At 68.2% G+C, this 13,357-nt stretch carries 10 protein-coding genes and 2 pseudogenes; 4 read left to right on the forward strand and 8 right to left on the reverse strand.

The features are described 5' to 3' along the window. Window positions 1–6: 6 nt before the first annotated feature. The 3 genes from ACQPXB_RS22250 (at window position 7) to ACQPXB_RS22260 (ending at window position 2,172) form a co-directional block, all read left to right on the forward strand. Window positions 7–609 (forward strand): TetR/AcrR family transcriptional regulator, encoded by a 603-nt coding sequence (locus ACQPXB_RS22250; RefSeq protein ID WP_386955851.1) that lies wholly within the window; start codon window positions 7–9, stop codon window positions 607–609. A gap of 1,158 nt (window positions 610–1,767) precedes the next feature. Next, on the forward strand, window positions 1,768–1,941 hold the full coding sequence (locus tag ACQPXB_RS22255; RefSeq protein WP_432855375.1) for a hypothetical protein: 174 nt from the start codon (window positions 1,768–1,770) through the stop codon (window positions 1,939–1,941). 45 nt (window positions 1,942–1,986) lie between these two features. Next, window positions 1,987–2,172, forward strand: a complete 186-nt coding sequence (locus tag ACQPXB_RS22260) for a hypothetical protein (protein ID WP_386955741.1) — start codon at window positions 1,987–1,989, stop codon at window positions 2,170–2,172. Window positions 2,173–2,243: 71 nt separating this feature from the next. On the opposite strand, the gene ACQPXB_RS22265 is transcribed toward ACQPXB_RS22260, so the two are convergent. From ACQPXB_RS22265 to ACQPXB_RS22290, 6 genes and pseudogenes are all read right to left on the reverse strand, one after another. Further along, the gene (locus ACQPXB_RS22265) at window positions 2,244–2,426 is read right to left on the reverse strand and encodes a hypothetical protein (RefSeq protein ID WP_432855379.1); all 183 of its coding nucleotides are present in this window, start codon (window positions 2,424–2,426) and stop codon (window positions 2,244–2,246) included. Window positions 2,427–2,463: 37 nt separating this feature from the next. Beyond that, window positions 2,464–3,042, reverse strand: a complete 579-nt coding sequence (locus ACQPXB_RS22270; RefSeq protein WP_386955740.1) for a hypothetical protein — start codon at window positions 3,040–3,042, stop codon at window positions 2,464–2,466. A 50-nt stretch (window positions 3,043–3,092) separates the two neighbouring features. Next, a pseudogene (locus tag ACQPXB_RS22275) lies at window positions 3,093–5,731 on the reverse strand (error-prone DNA polymerase); the annotation flags it as partial. A 263-nt stretch (window positions 5,732–5,994) separates the two neighbouring features. Continuing rightward, the gene (locus ACQPXB_RS22280; RefSeq protein ID WP_432855382.1) at window positions 5,995–6,714 is read right to left on the reverse strand and encodes a CocE/NonD family hydrolase C-terminal non-catalytic domain-containing protein; all 720 of its coding nucleotides are present in this window, start codon (window positions 6,712–6,714) and stop codon (window positions 5,995–5,997) included. 167 nt (window positions 6,715–6,881) lie between these two features. Continuing rightward, window positions 6,882–7,676 carry a CocE/NonD family hydrolase gene (locus tag ACQPXB_RS22285; protein WP_432855385.1) on the reverse strand — a complete coding sequence of 265 codons (795 nt, stop codon included), beginning with the start codon at window positions 7,674–7,676 and terminating at the stop codon, window positions 6,882–6,884. Between the two features lie 437 nt (window positions 7,677–8,113). Continuing rightward, on the reverse strand, window positions 8,114–9,217 hold the full coding sequence (locus ACQPXB_RS22290) for a hypothetical protein (RefSeq protein ID WP_432855388.1): 1,104 nt from the start codon (window positions 9,215–9,217) through the stop codon (window positions 8,114–8,116). A 490-nt stretch (window positions 9,218–9,707) separates the two neighbouring features. Here ACQPXB_RS22290 and ACQPXB_RS22295 point away from each other — a divergent pair, with 490 nt between their 5' ends. Beyond that, on the forward strand, window positions 9,708–10,409 hold the full coding sequence (locus tag ACQPXB_RS22295) for a hypothetical protein (protein ID WP_432855391.1): 702 nt from the start codon (window positions 9,708–9,710) through the stop codon (window positions 10,407–10,409). A 174-nt stretch (window positions 10,410–10,583) separates the two neighbouring features. Here the strand turns inward: ACQPXB_RS22295 and ACQPXB_RS22300 are convergent. Both ACQPXB_RS22300 and ACQPXB_RS22305 read right to left on the reverse strand, forming a co-directional pair. Next, a pseudogene (locus tag ACQPXB_RS22300) lies at window positions 10,584–11,750 on the reverse strand (IS3 family transposase). A gap of 493 nt (window positions 11,751–12,243) precedes the next feature. Further along, window positions 12,244–12,870 carry a hypothetical protein gene (locus tag ACQPXB_RS22305; RefSeq protein ID WP_432855394.1) on the reverse strand — a complete coding sequence of 209 codons (627 nt, stop codon included), beginning with the start codon at window positions 12,868–12,870 and terminating at the stop codon, window positions 12,244–12,246. Window positions 12,871–13,357: the final 487 nt, after the last annotated feature.

The following is a 13,357-nucleotide window of genomic DNA, read 5'->3' on the forward strand; positions in this document are numbered from 1 at the left end:
GGGACCATGGCTCGTTGGGAGGGCAACACTCGTGAGCGGCTCGAGCGCGCCGCGTTGGAGTTGTTCCGCGATCAGGGCTACGACCGCACGTCGGTGGCGCAGATCGCCAAGCACGCCGGTTTGACCGAGCGATCGTTCTACCGCTGGTTCACCGACAAGCGGGAGGTGCTCTTCGCCGGCGACGAGCTGCAGGCCTGTCTGGAAGCGGGCATCGCGGAGGTGACCGCGGGAACCGGCGCGCTCGCGACGCTGATGGCCGCGTTCACCGCCGTGCCCGAGGTACTGCGTCCGCGCGAACTGCTGATCGAGCTGCGCGCCGTCATCGCGGCCAACCCGCCGCTGCGGGAACGCAGCCTGATCAAGGAAGCGATGCTGTCCGAAGTAACCGCCGCGGCGCTGCGCCGCCGTGGCCATGACGAGCAGACCGCGCGACTGGCCACGTCTCTCGGCATGGCGATCCTGGGGTCGGCCACCAGGCGATGGGTGCTCGGCGAAGAGGCCGACTTCGCCACCCTGCTGGCCGACAGCGCCGCCGACCTCCTCGCTGTCGCCGCCGACCTGCCACCGGCCCACACCCCGACCGGCCACGCGCCACGCAAGGGGAGGTAGCGGGAGACTGGCGACACCTCGGTCCGTCGATCTCGCCGATGCAAACGGATCCAGCAACGAGGTGAGCCGGTCGGCCGCGTCGTAGCCGTAGGTCGTGGTGCCACCCGGGTCGGTCATCATCTTGAGGTTCGTGGCCGGGTCGTAGGTGTAGGAGAGCACCTCGTTCGGGGTGGTGCCGTCGGTGCGGGTGTCGGTGCGCAGCAGGCGGCGCGTCACGGCTCGCTGCCAGGCCCCGCTCGTTCTCGGCGATATGGCGCCGCCGATTCGACCCTAGAAAGCAGATTCGTCCTTACCTGCTTCGAGCTCTTACGATCTGCGTGAAAGCACCGCTCACAATGAATACTAAAAACACAACCACAAAGGTTGCAACTCCAGAGAAAATTAGTCTTTGCGGGATTCTAGTAAATGTCATGAGAATCAAAAAATATCACATAAAGCACTGGTGTGGAAATCACTGTGGATGTCCACAACCTGGTCCACGAACTGCTGCCCACCGACGCCGGACGCGCCCAGTTTGGCGTAACTGCTGCCTGCCGCGACCAGGTATTCCGTGTATCCCCAGGTCAGCGTTAGAACTACGGATCAGAAGGTCAGGGGTTCGAATCCTTCGGGCGCACGTCTGGTTGAGACAATGAGAAACCCTCCTGTTGACTACGGGAGCCGCAACGTCGTCGAACGCCGCTCACCTGGTCAAACAATGTCGCGTCGAGGCCTGCAGTAGCGACGGCGTCTGCTTGACCACCTGCCCTGCGTTGCGCGACGTGGACAAGATCGCGGGAAGCGCCACGCTGCCGTTCTGGTAGTGCGATCAAGTCCGGTCGAGTCAGTCCTACAGGTGCGCGGCCAGCCGGATCCGCCGGCCCAGGACGTCCGCGAGGTCGATCGAGAAATCTTTCGTTGGTGATCGGGAAGAGCGGAACCCTTACCCGGCCGAAGCGGTCGAGATCGCGGACGTCCGAGCGGGGCGTAGCACATATCCCGCAGGACGCATCAACCGCGCGAGCGGGCCCCGGCGCGTTCGGGCCGCCGGAGGCCGTAACCAGTCTTCGCTCGTTTCCTCCGCCGCGAGGGGCCCGGGTCACCAAATACGATCCGGCCGACCGCGATGACCGGGGATATTACGTCGGCATCCAGGACACCGTCAGCGATCACGGGCCCGTGGAAGCGTCCTACCTCGCCACCACGGCTGCCTTCGCCAACGACACCGCAGTCACGCATCTGACCATCCGCGCCCCAGGACTCACCGGCTTTGTCACCTTCGGTATGGAGGCACCGATCGAAGGCCACGGACTGGCCGGGCTGTTCCCGCCCGACCTTGCCGGCTACGAGTAAACTGCTGCTGTAGAACTACAGCGCGTTCATGGTCCGTGGGATCGCGTGGCCGGCATCCGCTCGGTCGGCCAGGACCTCGCCGAACGGATCGTCGCCGAACGCGACACCGCCGGCCCCTACCCGTCGATCGGGCAGCTGACCGAACGGGTCCAGCTCGACCGGCCCGCCGTCGAAGCCCTCGCCACCGCCGGCGTCACCGGCCTCGGGCCCGACCGCCGCGCCGCGCTCTGAGCCGCCGGCGCCGCCTCAACCACCCGCGCCGAGCACATCCCAGGCCTGCCATCGGCCACGACGCCCCCGCGCTACCCGGCATGACGACGTTCGAGCTCGCGTCGGCGGACCTGTGGGCCACCGGCATCACCGCTGACCGCCACCCCATCGAATTCCTGCGCACCCACCTCGATGCGCTCGGCGCCATCCCCGCCGGCCGGCTCCTCGACGTCCCCGACGGCACCCGGATCAAGGTCGGCGGCGCCGTCACCCACAAACAGCGCCCCGCGACCGCGGGCGGGATCACGTTCCTCAACCTCGAGGACGAGACCGGCATGTGCAACGTGATCGTGTCGATCGGGATGTTTCACCGGCCACGATGGCGCGCAGGTCACCCTCGTCGTCGGCCTGGAGCTGGTGCGGGCCATGCTGCGCGACAACGGTGCCTGGTGCCGGCTGGAAGCGGAGGAGAGATTTTTCGTTCACGTCGGATACGACCAGTACCTGTACATCGGCAGCGTCGAACCCTGCGAGCACGCCGTCGCCCATGCCCACGCACTTGGCCTGTTCGCTGAACGGATTGACGCATCCCCCTACGACCCGTCCTTCGACGAACCCGTCGAGCGGCGCCCCGCCGAGGAAGCGTTCTGGACCGAGGTGACCGACCTCGCCACCCAACGCGGCACGGTGCTCCTGGAGGAGGGCTACGTCGCAAACGTGTCCCGCTGGCATCGCCTGCATCCCACCAACATCGGCGTGATCCGCGCCGGACTCGCTCCACGCGCACGGCTGCTCGTGTGGCCGGATCTGTCCACCGATGTCGCCACCGTGCTCCGCACCCTGCCCCACGACGGCCCGATCGAGCTCGTCTGGGAAGACCGGAACGGCCACATCACCAGCGTCATCGGGTCGACGAGGAGAGCTACCCCCAATTACCTACACAGGCCGAGTCGGATCGCGACTCCGCCTTCGGAGTCCGGGTCGGGTTCGAGGGTGGCGTGCGGCAGCGAGAGGTTCAGGTCGGGCTCGCGGGTGGTCACGCCGTGGCGGCGGGCGTCGGCGACCAGGGACTGGGGTGAGTAGAAGCCCATGGGTTGGGCGCGCAGCGGGCCGGCGCAGAACGCCGCGGGGTAGTAGCGCTTGAACCACGCCGAGGCGTACACGAGCAGCGCGAATGACATCGAGTGCGCTTCGGGGAAGCCGTAGCCGGAGAAGGCGTGGATCTGCTCGAAGACCCGTTTCGCGAGGTCATCGGACAGGCCGTTGGCTTTGGCGCCTTCGAAGAACCGGCCGGCCAGGCGTCGCATCTTCGTGCTGGAGCGCTTGGAGCCCATGGCGCGGCGCAGCTGGTCGGCCTCGGTGGGGGTGAAGGAGGCGACGTCGCGGGCCATCTGCATCACCTGCTCCTGAAACAGCGGCACCCCCAACGTGCGCTCGAGCGCCGGGGCGAGCAGCGGGTGTTCGTGCTGCCACTGCTCTTCGCCGCGGCGGCGGCGGATGTAGGGGTGCACCGAGCCGCCCTGGATCGGGCCGGGCCGGATCAGTGCGACCTCGACGACCAGGTCGTAGAACTTCCGCGGCCGCAACCTCGGGAGGGTGCCGAGCTGGGCGCGGGATTCGACCTGGAACACGCCGATCGCGTCGGCCTCGCACAACATGTCGTAGACGTGGGGGTCGGCGAGGTCGAGGTCGTGCAGTCCGATGTGGACGTCGTGGTGGGCGGCGAGCAGGTCGATCGTGTAGTGCAGCGCCGAGAGCATCCCGAGGCCGAGCAGGTCGAACTTCGTCAGCCCGATCGCGGCGCAGTCGTCCTTGTCCCACTGCAGGACGCTGCGGTCGGCGGCGGTGGCCCACTCGACCGGCACGATCTCGCTGACCGGGGTGTGGGCGATGACCATGCCGCCGGAGTGCACGCCCAGGTGGCGGGGCGAGTCTTCGAGCCAGCCGGCGAACTCGATGAGGTCGCCGGGCAGACCGGCGTCGGCGGCCGCGGGGTCGGAGACGCTGGCCCAGCGGTCGACCTTTTTGCCGAAGGCGTCCTGCTGCCCGGGGGAGTAGCCGAGCGCTTTGGCGGCGTCGCGCACGGCGGAGCGGGCGCGGTAGGCGATGACGTTGGCGACCTGGGCGGCGTGGAAGCGGCCGTGTTTGGCGTAGACGTACTGGATGACCTCCTCGCGGCGGTCGGACTCGATGTCCACGTCGATGTCCGGCGGCCCGTCCCGCTCGGCCGACAGGAACCGTTCGAACAGCAGGTTCCACTTCACCGGGTCGGCGTGGCAGATCTGCAGCGCGAAGCACACCGCCGAGTTCGCCGCCGACCCGCGGCCCTGGGCCAGGATGTTGGCCTCGCGGCAGAACCGCACGATGTCCCACACCACCAGGAAGTAGCCGGGGAACCCGAGCCGCTCGATGACGTCGAGCTCCCGCTCCAGCCGCGCGTAGGCCTTCGGGTTGTCCGCACGGGCGCCGTAACGCGCGCGGGCACCCTCGAACGTGAGGTGGCGCAGGAACTCGTCCTCGCCGGCGAACCCCTCGGGCACGTCGAACGGCGGCAGCTTCGGCGCGACCAAGGCGAGGTCGAACGCGAGCTCCACCCCGAGCAGCGCCGCGCGCTGCACCCCCCCGGATACCGGGCGAACCGTTGCCGCTGCTCGGCGCCGTCACGCACGAACGCCATCCCGTCGGCCGGCAGCCAGCCCTCCAGCTCGTCCATCGACCTGTTGGCTCGCACCGCCGCCACCGCGGCGGCGTGCCGGTGCTGCTCCGGGCGCGCGTAGTGCACGTTGTTCGACGCGACGGTCGGCAGCCGCAGGTCGGCGGCGATCCCGGCGAGCAGGTCGTTGTGGACCGCATCCAGCGGCTGGCCGTGGTCGATCAGCTCGACCGCCACGTTCTCCGGTCCGAACCAGTGAGTCAGCCGGCGCAGCTCGGTGGCCGCCGCGGCCGCACCATCGCCGACGAGGGCCTGGCGCACGGTGCCCTTGCGGCAGCCGGTGAGCACCAGCACGTGCCCGCGCAGCTCCTCCACAACCTGGTCGAGGTCATAGACGGGCCGGCCTTTCCGGCCGCCCTTGGCCAGCTGGGCGCGGGAGATCACCCGGCACAACCGCTGATAGCCCTCCACCCCACGGGCCAAGGCCAGCAGGTGCGAGCCCTCGGGGTCGGGGACGCCGCCCTGCGGCGCGGATAGGCCGAGGGACAGCTCGGCGCCGTGGCCTGTGCGGATGCCGAGCTCACGGCCGGCCTCGGCGAAGCGGACCGCCCCGTACATGCCGTCGTGATCCGCCAGCACGACCGCGTCGAGGCCGAGCCGCGCCGCCTCTTCGACGAGCTGTTCGGGGTGGCTGGCGCCGTCGAGGAAGCTGAAGTTGGAGTGGCAATGCAGCTCCGCGTACGGCACCCGCGCCCCGCCGACCTCGACATCCGCGCGCGGCCGCAGACCCCGCGGCGGCTGGTAGCCCTCCCGCTTGTGCGAGCGCGGCGCCTCCTCGTCACCGTCCGGCCGTGCGGGCGGGACTCCCCGACCGGACGCGATCCGCTCCAGCTCCGACCAGGGCATCGGGGGGTTGTTGAAGGCCATCGACCGCTCCCACTACGTCTTCGCCGTGGGGAGCCGGCAACCAGGTTCTTACTCGAACAAGTGTTCGTATAATGCGTCTGACGTGCACTGATCGCAACATGCCCATCGTCACGGTGACGGTGAGCTCTCTCTGTCACTTGTGAGCGGCATCTGTCACCACGGGCGCCTGCTTGGGCTCCAACACCGCCGGCGCCCCCGATTGCGGCCACCGCAGTGGCGGGCAGGGGCATCGGCGGTGCCGGCTCGGTGTGCTGGTGGGGGTGTCAGGCCAGGGTGCTGAGCGGGATGTCGATGTAGGACTCGATGTCCTGCGGGGAGATGATCTCGATGGTGGACGGTGTGGTGTTGGCGTCGGCGAAGAACGGGTCGTGGGTGTCGATGATCAGCTGGAGCTGGCGGCCCTTGGCCAGGACGTAGTGGGCGGGCTGCAGGGGGAAGTTCAGGGTGATGTCCTGGCCGGCCTCGCGGTCGGTGACGGTGTAGGGGGCGTGGGTGATGATGGTCGCCTTGCCGGTGGAGGGGTCGCAGTCCATCAGGTAGGCCACGATCGTGACGTTCCTGTCCTGTGCCTTCACGGTCACCTGCACCTCCAGCTCACCCTGGACACGCATGGCTTGCGCCAGCGGCGCGGTGGTCCAGATCGCGGCGAGGCCGCGGTCGAGGTCGGCGGTCTGATAGACGTGGGGCAGGCCCAAGCGCTCGGTTGCGCCGGTCTGGACCAGTTTCGGGGCAACGACGACCTCGGTGCCCTGGCCGGTGGCCTTGATCGAGCGGGTCCAGCCCGGTTGCGGCCGGCCCTGGGCCATCTGCGCGTCGCGCTGACCGGCGGGCGCGTCGGCGAGGTGGAAACGTTGCCGGGGCAGGGCGTAGCTGTCCCAGTCGGGGTGGTGGACGTCGGACAGGAGGTTGTGCATGTACTCCGAGCGGACGCCGAAGTGCGGCTTCGCTCCGTCGCCGGCGTTGCCGCCGAGGTGGTGATCCATCCAGCGGTAGACCGTCTCGGTGGGCTTGGAGACGAGGCCGAGCAGGCCGGGAAGCTCGCTGTTGCCGTGGTCTCCGACCTGGACCAGCAGCGACTTGGGACCGGTCAGGCCGTCGAACAGGTCGACGACGCTGGGGACCGAGAAGATCGTCTCGTGCCAGGCGGTGGTCAGCAGGATCGGCGTCTGGTCCGGTCGTAGGACTCCAGCTGGTTCCTGGCCGACCGCACATCGGCAAACGCCATGACCTCGCCGTCGATGGAGTTGCTGCGGACCTTCTCGATGACGTCGCGGAACTCCGGCGAGCAACGGTCCTCGCTGAACAGCTGCACGAGCGCCTCGAAAGCCTTCACGTGGCAGGTTTCGTTCTCGAACAGCGAGGTGAACAGATCTCCCCACGCGCTGGTCGCCGCCACGGCCGAGACTCGTGGATCATGCGCGGCCACCAGCAGGGACGTCCCGGCGCCATAGGAGGAGCCGACACACCCGACCCGGCTGCCGGAGACGCCCTGCTCGAACAGCCAGTCGATGACTTCGGAGCCGTCATTCACATCCAGCGGCCCGGCGACGTCGATCTCGCCGGTGGAGGCGGCCAGGCCGCGCTGGCTGTAGGCCAAAACCGCGTAGCCGCCAAGGGCCCAGCGCGGGAACATGCCGAGGTAGGCACGCCAGCCGATCCCGATCAGCGGCGCCGGCATGACGATCGCGGGACAGCTTGCGGGCTCAACGTCACGCGGGACGCTCAGCGCCGCATCGAGCACCGTCCCGTCCGACATGGTGATCGAGACCTCGGCGTACTTGGCGGTCCGCAGGTACGTCTCGTAGGTGTCGGCCAGGCCCCAGTTGTCCAGGGTGACGATGTTGCGCGACACCGGGAAGGCCAGTGCCGTGCGGATTGCGTCGAGTCTGGCGAGCTCGTCGGTGCTGAGCGTGAACGGGTTCTCCGGGGCGCTGTCGACTGACATGTGGGCTGTGCCCGCCTTCCGTGGCAGTGGTGCTGACGAAGTACCGGCGCCATGCTCTCCCCGATTTGACCAGCCAGGACGCGGGCTCCGCAGTGATCACTCAAAGAGGGAACCAAGATCGAAGCTTCCGTCACAGAAGCGATCCGACCTCACGCCCAACAGCCGATTGACAGCCAGCTGGCGTCCGTTTCCTGTCGGCGGGCTCCGGGCGCACCGCGTCCAGGTCTGTTGGGCAAGAGCGAGTGTCTGTCCACCGCGCCCGTCGCAGACGCCGCGGCGCAGGTAACAGCTACCGCGCAAAATCGGTGACAACCAGCGCGCACGAAAGCGGTGCAACACAGACGTCGTGCACGTTCGTCGGTGACAACTACCCTCCACAGTCACAGTCACAGTCACTGTGACCGTGATTTTTATCTGTGACTTGTGAGCGGTACATGTCACCGGCGTTGGTGGTGCGGTCCCGGTAGAGCAGCGGTGTTACGGCCTGCTCCGGTGAGTCGGACCGCGCCCATGACCGCATGGCCCGGGATGCCGGCGGTCCCGGACTTGCCGGGACGCGGCACCCCGGCGATCCACAGCTGCCCGGTCGTGGCCGTCGCGAGGCCGAACGCGACGGGCACGTTCCGCATTCGGAAGCCGACCATGCGGCCGTCAGGCAGGACGGCCCGGCCCTGGAGGCGGACGAGACCACGGCCGTTGATCGAGACCGGCCGGTCGAGCACCACGGCCAGCTCGGTCCAGGTGTCGGCCGCGAGTGGAGCGCGCAGTCGCACCGCGCGGACCACCACAATCAGCGCTAGAACACCGATGAACGCCGCGATGAACACTGCCCCGCTGCTGGCCGTGTGAAGGGCCCGCTCCTGCGGCAGGTCCGCCGCCGCCCAGCCTGCGAGGACGGCGACGACGCCGTATACCACAGCCGGGTACCAACACAGGCGTGCGAGGTAGCGGCGATAGGCCGTGAGCACCGGATCGAGCCGCGGCGAGGTCGGCTCCCGGGAGCCGATCGGCAGCACCCGCGCACCGGGCAGCGGGCCGTCGGTGATCCGCGCCGCCCCGAGAACGCCGGACCCCGGCAACGTGATCATCGCCCGCTCACCCACCCGCAGCAGCCACAGTCGGCGCTCACCGGCCAGCTGCACCCGCAGCGGTGCAGGCATCCTGGCGCGCAGCCACCGGCCGTCGGGCAGGCGGACGCCGACCTCGCGACCCGCGAGGACCACCCCGTGCGGCGGGCAGTCGACCGGTTCGAACCGGGCCCCGAGGAACGGCACGGCCCGGCGGAGTGTCGTGAGAATGGCGATGGCCGCGACCAGGGCGACGCCGAAGAACACGACAAGGAAGAGCGGCGCGGCGACACCCTTACCGGCGAAGAACAGGCCTATCCCGCCGATCACGAACGGCAGCGGGAAAAACAGGCTCGCAGCCGCACGGCGGCGCGCGGCCGCGTGGAGCTCGCCGAACACCGGTAGTGCACCGGCCGGCACGGCGGGGTCGGGCTCCCAGCGCCGGACGCGATCGGATTCCGGACGAGCGGTCATTTCTCTCCCAACGTGCGCACAAGGTCACCCGATCGTCGGTACCCAGGCGAGCGGCGTTACGTCGCACCACTCTCCCAGCGCACGGAAGTCAGGTTAGACAGCTCGGTGCCATGGCCAGTTATCCTTCGCCGTGCGCACGACCCGTCTACGGACGCAGACACGCAGCGGTGATGACGCGCCTCGTGGTCGTCATTGCGCAGCACCGGGGAAGACCCCGCCGGCAGGTTGGGGGGAGGGCCTGCCGGTGAGGTCGTGCGCGGTTGGGAATGACCTCTCGGTTGTTCGGGCGAAGTTCGGCGATGCCGCGTTACAGGATCATCGGTGGTTCAGGCTCAGGCTGGTCGAGTTGGTCTGTGACCGGTGGCCTCCTTTGGTGCCGGGCCGTCCGATCTTGCAGAATGCTGATCATGTGGGGCGGGGGGAGAACCGCCGACGCCGCCAGTCATGAGACCACGGCGCGAGATGGTGCAGCAGGAAGGCGGAACCGGCGATGACTTACCCACCGCAGCCCGGGCAGGGCGGCCGGCCCGGCCCCTACGGCCAGGGCTGGCAACAAGCCGGCCTGGGCGGGCAGCCGGGATGGGTCCCGAACGCCCAGCAGCCGGCCTGGGGCCCGAACCAGTCGTACGGCGGAGGTTACGGCGGCGGCCCGCAGCCGCCGAAGAACAACAACACCGGGTTGTGGATCGCCGTGGCCGTGGCCGTGGCCGTGGCCGTGGTGATCGTGGCGACGCTCGGCATCACCGGATTCGTCGCACCGGGTTTCTTCCTGAGCAAGGACTCCTCGATCACTGCGGCGCAGACGCAGAACCCCGCGCCGTCGCAGCCGTCGCAGCCGACGACAGCACCCTCGGAGCCGGGCCTGCCCACCAACCAGACCGCCGTCCCCGGCACCGGCGGCTTGGCAGGGGCCGACGGCAAACAGTTCGTTGGCGACTTCGTGGCCAAGCTCAACGCCAAGGACGCCGCCGGCGCCCTCGCCATGGGTTGCCAGGGCATGGACCTCTTGAAAGACGACATCGACAACGTCACCGGCGGGCAGCCGCAGCTGACGGTGAAGGACTACAGCGGCAGCTCGACCCTCGTCGCGCACCTCGGCGGTTCGCTGTCCGGAAAGGACATCAGCGGCTCGGTGCAGGCCACCAACATCTACGGCAACTGGTGCGTCCAGCTCCTTATCGTGCTGGACTAATGACGCGACCGGTCTCCACTGCTGTGAACGTTCGTCAAGTCCCGTACTACTGCTGGTTGGGGTCGGCAGCTAGCCCCGTGACCGACCCTGCCACGAGCCGCAGTAGCGCCACGACTTGGAGCTGAAGCGCGCCGACCAGTGACGGGTCTGCTGCAGGAGTGGTGACAGTGGTAGTCACGCAGCCTGCCTGGCTGGCGTGGTCATGATTGCTTCGTATTCGATGGGGGCCAACCGGCCGAGGGCGGCTTGGCGTCTGCGGCGGTGGTAGGTGCGTTCGATCCAGGTGACGATCGCGGTCCGGAGTTCGGCTCGGGTGGTCCAGGTACGCCGGTTGAGAACGTTGTTCTGCAGCAACGCGAAGAAGCTTTCCATGGCGGCGTTGTCGCCCGCGGCGCCGACCCTGCCCATCGAGCCGGCCAGGCCCGTGACGAGCGAGTTCACGGACGAACTTTCTGGTTCGAAATTGCGATCCGCGGTCGGTGTGCACCACGCAGTCGGCGACGTCGTCGTGGCGGGCGATGGCGTTGGCGAGCGCGGTGACGGCGAGACGGGACTTCATCCGGGAGTCGATGGAGTAGCCGACGATCCGGTTGGAGCAAGCGTCCTTAACCGCGCAGAGATACAGCTTGCCTTCGGTGGTGTGGTGTTCGGTGATGTCGGCCAGCCACAGCTGGTTCGGCGCGGTGGCGGTGAAGTCGCGCCGGACCAGGTCGTCGTGGACCGGCGGACCGGCCTTCTTGCCGTTGCGGCCGCGTGTCCTGCCGAACGCGCTCCACCAGCCCATGGATGAGCAGATCCGCCACGCGGTCCGATCCGCCATCGACAGGCCGGCGTCGCGGGCTTCGTCGGCCAGAAACCGGTAGCCGAACTCCGGATCATCGCGGTGCGCGTCGAACAACGCGTTCGCCCGATATGCCTGCTCGAGCTCCGCGGCGGTGATCGGCCTGGCACGCCACCGGTAGTAGGGCTGTCGAGCGATGTTCAAGACCCGGCACGTCACCGCGACGGGGATACCGTCCGCGGCCAGCTCGCTCACGAGCGGGTAGAGCCTTTTCCCGGCAGGTTCGCCTGCGACAGATACGCCGTCGCCCGGCGCAGGACCTCGTTCTCCTGTTCCAGCAGCTTGATCCGCTTGCGCGCTTCGCGCAGCTCGGCCGAGTCGTTCCTGCTCACACCGGGTTTGGTACCCTCGTCGGTGTCGGCCTGGCGCAGCCACTTGAACAGCGTCATCGGGTGGACCCCGAAGTCTTTGGCGATCTGCTCAACCGTCACACCGGGCTCACGGTTACGGGCAACTCGCACGACATCGTCGCGGAACTCCTGAGGGTAGGGCTTGGGCACAGCGACATCCTCCCAGCTCACCATCACGGCAAGCCAACTCAGATGTCACCTACTCGTGCAGCACACCCTCTTGCAGGAGTGGGGTGTGGCGGGTGTCGATGGTGACGGTGAGCGGGCCCCATTCGACCCGGTGAACACGGCGACCCAGCCGGGTTTGCCGGTGGTGAGGTGGTCGGTGCTGTCGGGCCAGGGATCCTCGAGCAGATGCCCGGGGTCCTCGATGCGGTACTGCCCGTCCGCGACCTGGATGACTAGGTCGCGGACGGTGTCGTCAGTTACCGGTTCCACGAGTCTGTGCCCGTCGGGTAGCGCGGCCCATGCCCATGAATGGCTCCTCGCCGTCGTCGGTCTGCTGCCACGTCTTCAGCGATGGGAGCAGGTTGTCGAGCCTTAGCATCAGTAGCCCGTCCACCAGGCGTCGGGCGCCCAAGCACGAGGAAGCCCCGACCGCTGCGACGGGCGCCGGGGCTTCCTGCTGCCGGTCAGAGGGTGGTCAGTACGACCATTCCCACCCGAGGGTGCCGTTCTGGAAATAGCCGGAGCTTTGGGTCACCTGGACCTTGCCGGTGTCATATGGCGTGGCGAACGCGATCTGCCCTGTGTAGGCGTGGCCGGGCACGTACGTCGACGGCAGCTTTTTCAGCGGTGTCACGCACGTGTCCGTCTCGATGATTCTCGTGCCGATCGTGCCAGTGGTCGATAACGAGAACGGGTTGATCCTGCCGGGCAGGACGATGAACGGGCTTAAGCGCTGCCCCGCGACCTTGTCGGTGTAGGTCGTCACGGTGACGTCCAGGACGACCGTGGACATGCCTACCGCGCGCCGGCTGGAGGGGTCACACTTCGGGTCCACGTTGATCTTCGTGATCCAGAAGTCGGCCGCTTTGCTGCCGTCAATGTTGGTGATTCCGACTCGTTCCCCGACCTTCTTCGCCAGGTAGGTGGCCGCCGCCCCAGGCGCCGGTGCGGCCTCCGGCGGTGTGATGGGCACGATCTCAGGATGGGCGTGGGGCGTGGTGGCGGGCGGCGCGTGGGTGGCGGGTGGCACGTTGGTGCCGCATGCGGTCAGGCCGAACGCGGCGACCGCCGTGGCGGTGAGCAGGAAGAAGCGCCTGGACAAGTCGTAATCCCTTGGTCAAGTGATCGCCGCTGGCGAAGACCGCATCGTGCTGCCGGAGTCGAAACCCCCAGCGTAATCTGTCGATTTATAGCCTCGACGTGGGTCGTGATAATTCGTTTGGTTCGGTCGCTCGTCTACGCGGCTAGCCGGTTCGCCGAACCCGGGCGGGCGCCGAGTGTCTCGTGCCGGCTGTATCGCGGCGACGACGGACGCGTCTCAGGTGCCCCGTCGGTCGCGGCACTGAGGCAGGCCCTGCGTGGCGACGGGGTCCACGCACACGAGGCAATCGCTTAGGACAGCACGTCGTGTTGCGCAGGGCCTACTGGCAGAGCCGCGTCAGCGCGGTGATGGACTCGCCGTGCGGCGACGGCCGGTAAGTTGCGTCGGCTCGACGTTTCGGGCCGGCGGGGCGGCGGGCAACGCTGCTCTGACGTTGCTGAGGGCGGCTTCAGCTGCACGATGACATGCTTTGACCGGCACGAATGCA

The sequence above is a fragment of the Amycolatopsis sp. CA-161197 genome, from assembly GCF_050942255.1.
Lineage (GTDB): Bacteria > Actinomycetota > Actinomycetes > Mycobacteriales > Pseudonocardiaceae > Amycolatopsis.

Bases quoted from the DNA above. Each gene is read 5' to 3' on its own strand.
- ACQPXB_RS22280 (WP_432855382.1), bottom strand. From the start codon at position 6,714: ATGGATCACCACCTCGGCGGCAACGCCGGCGACGGAGCGAAGCCGCAC.
- ACQPXB_RS22250 (WP_386955851.1), top strand. From the start codon at position 7: ATGGCTCGTTGGGAGGGCAACACTCGTGAGCGGCTCGAGCGCGCCGCG.
- ACQPXB_RS22295 (WP_432855391.1), top strand. From the start codon at position 9,708: ATGACTTACCCACCGCAGCCCGGGCAGGGCGGCCGGCCCGGCCCCTAC.
- ACQPXB_RS22290 (WP_432855388.1), bottom strand. From the start codon at position 9,217: ATGACCGCTCGTCCGGAATCCGATCGCGTCCGGCGCTGGGAGCCCGAC.
- ACQPXB_RS22285 (WP_432855385.1), bottom strand. From the start codon at position 7,676: ATGTCAGTCGACAGCGCCCCGGAGAACCCGTTCACGCTCAGCACCGAC.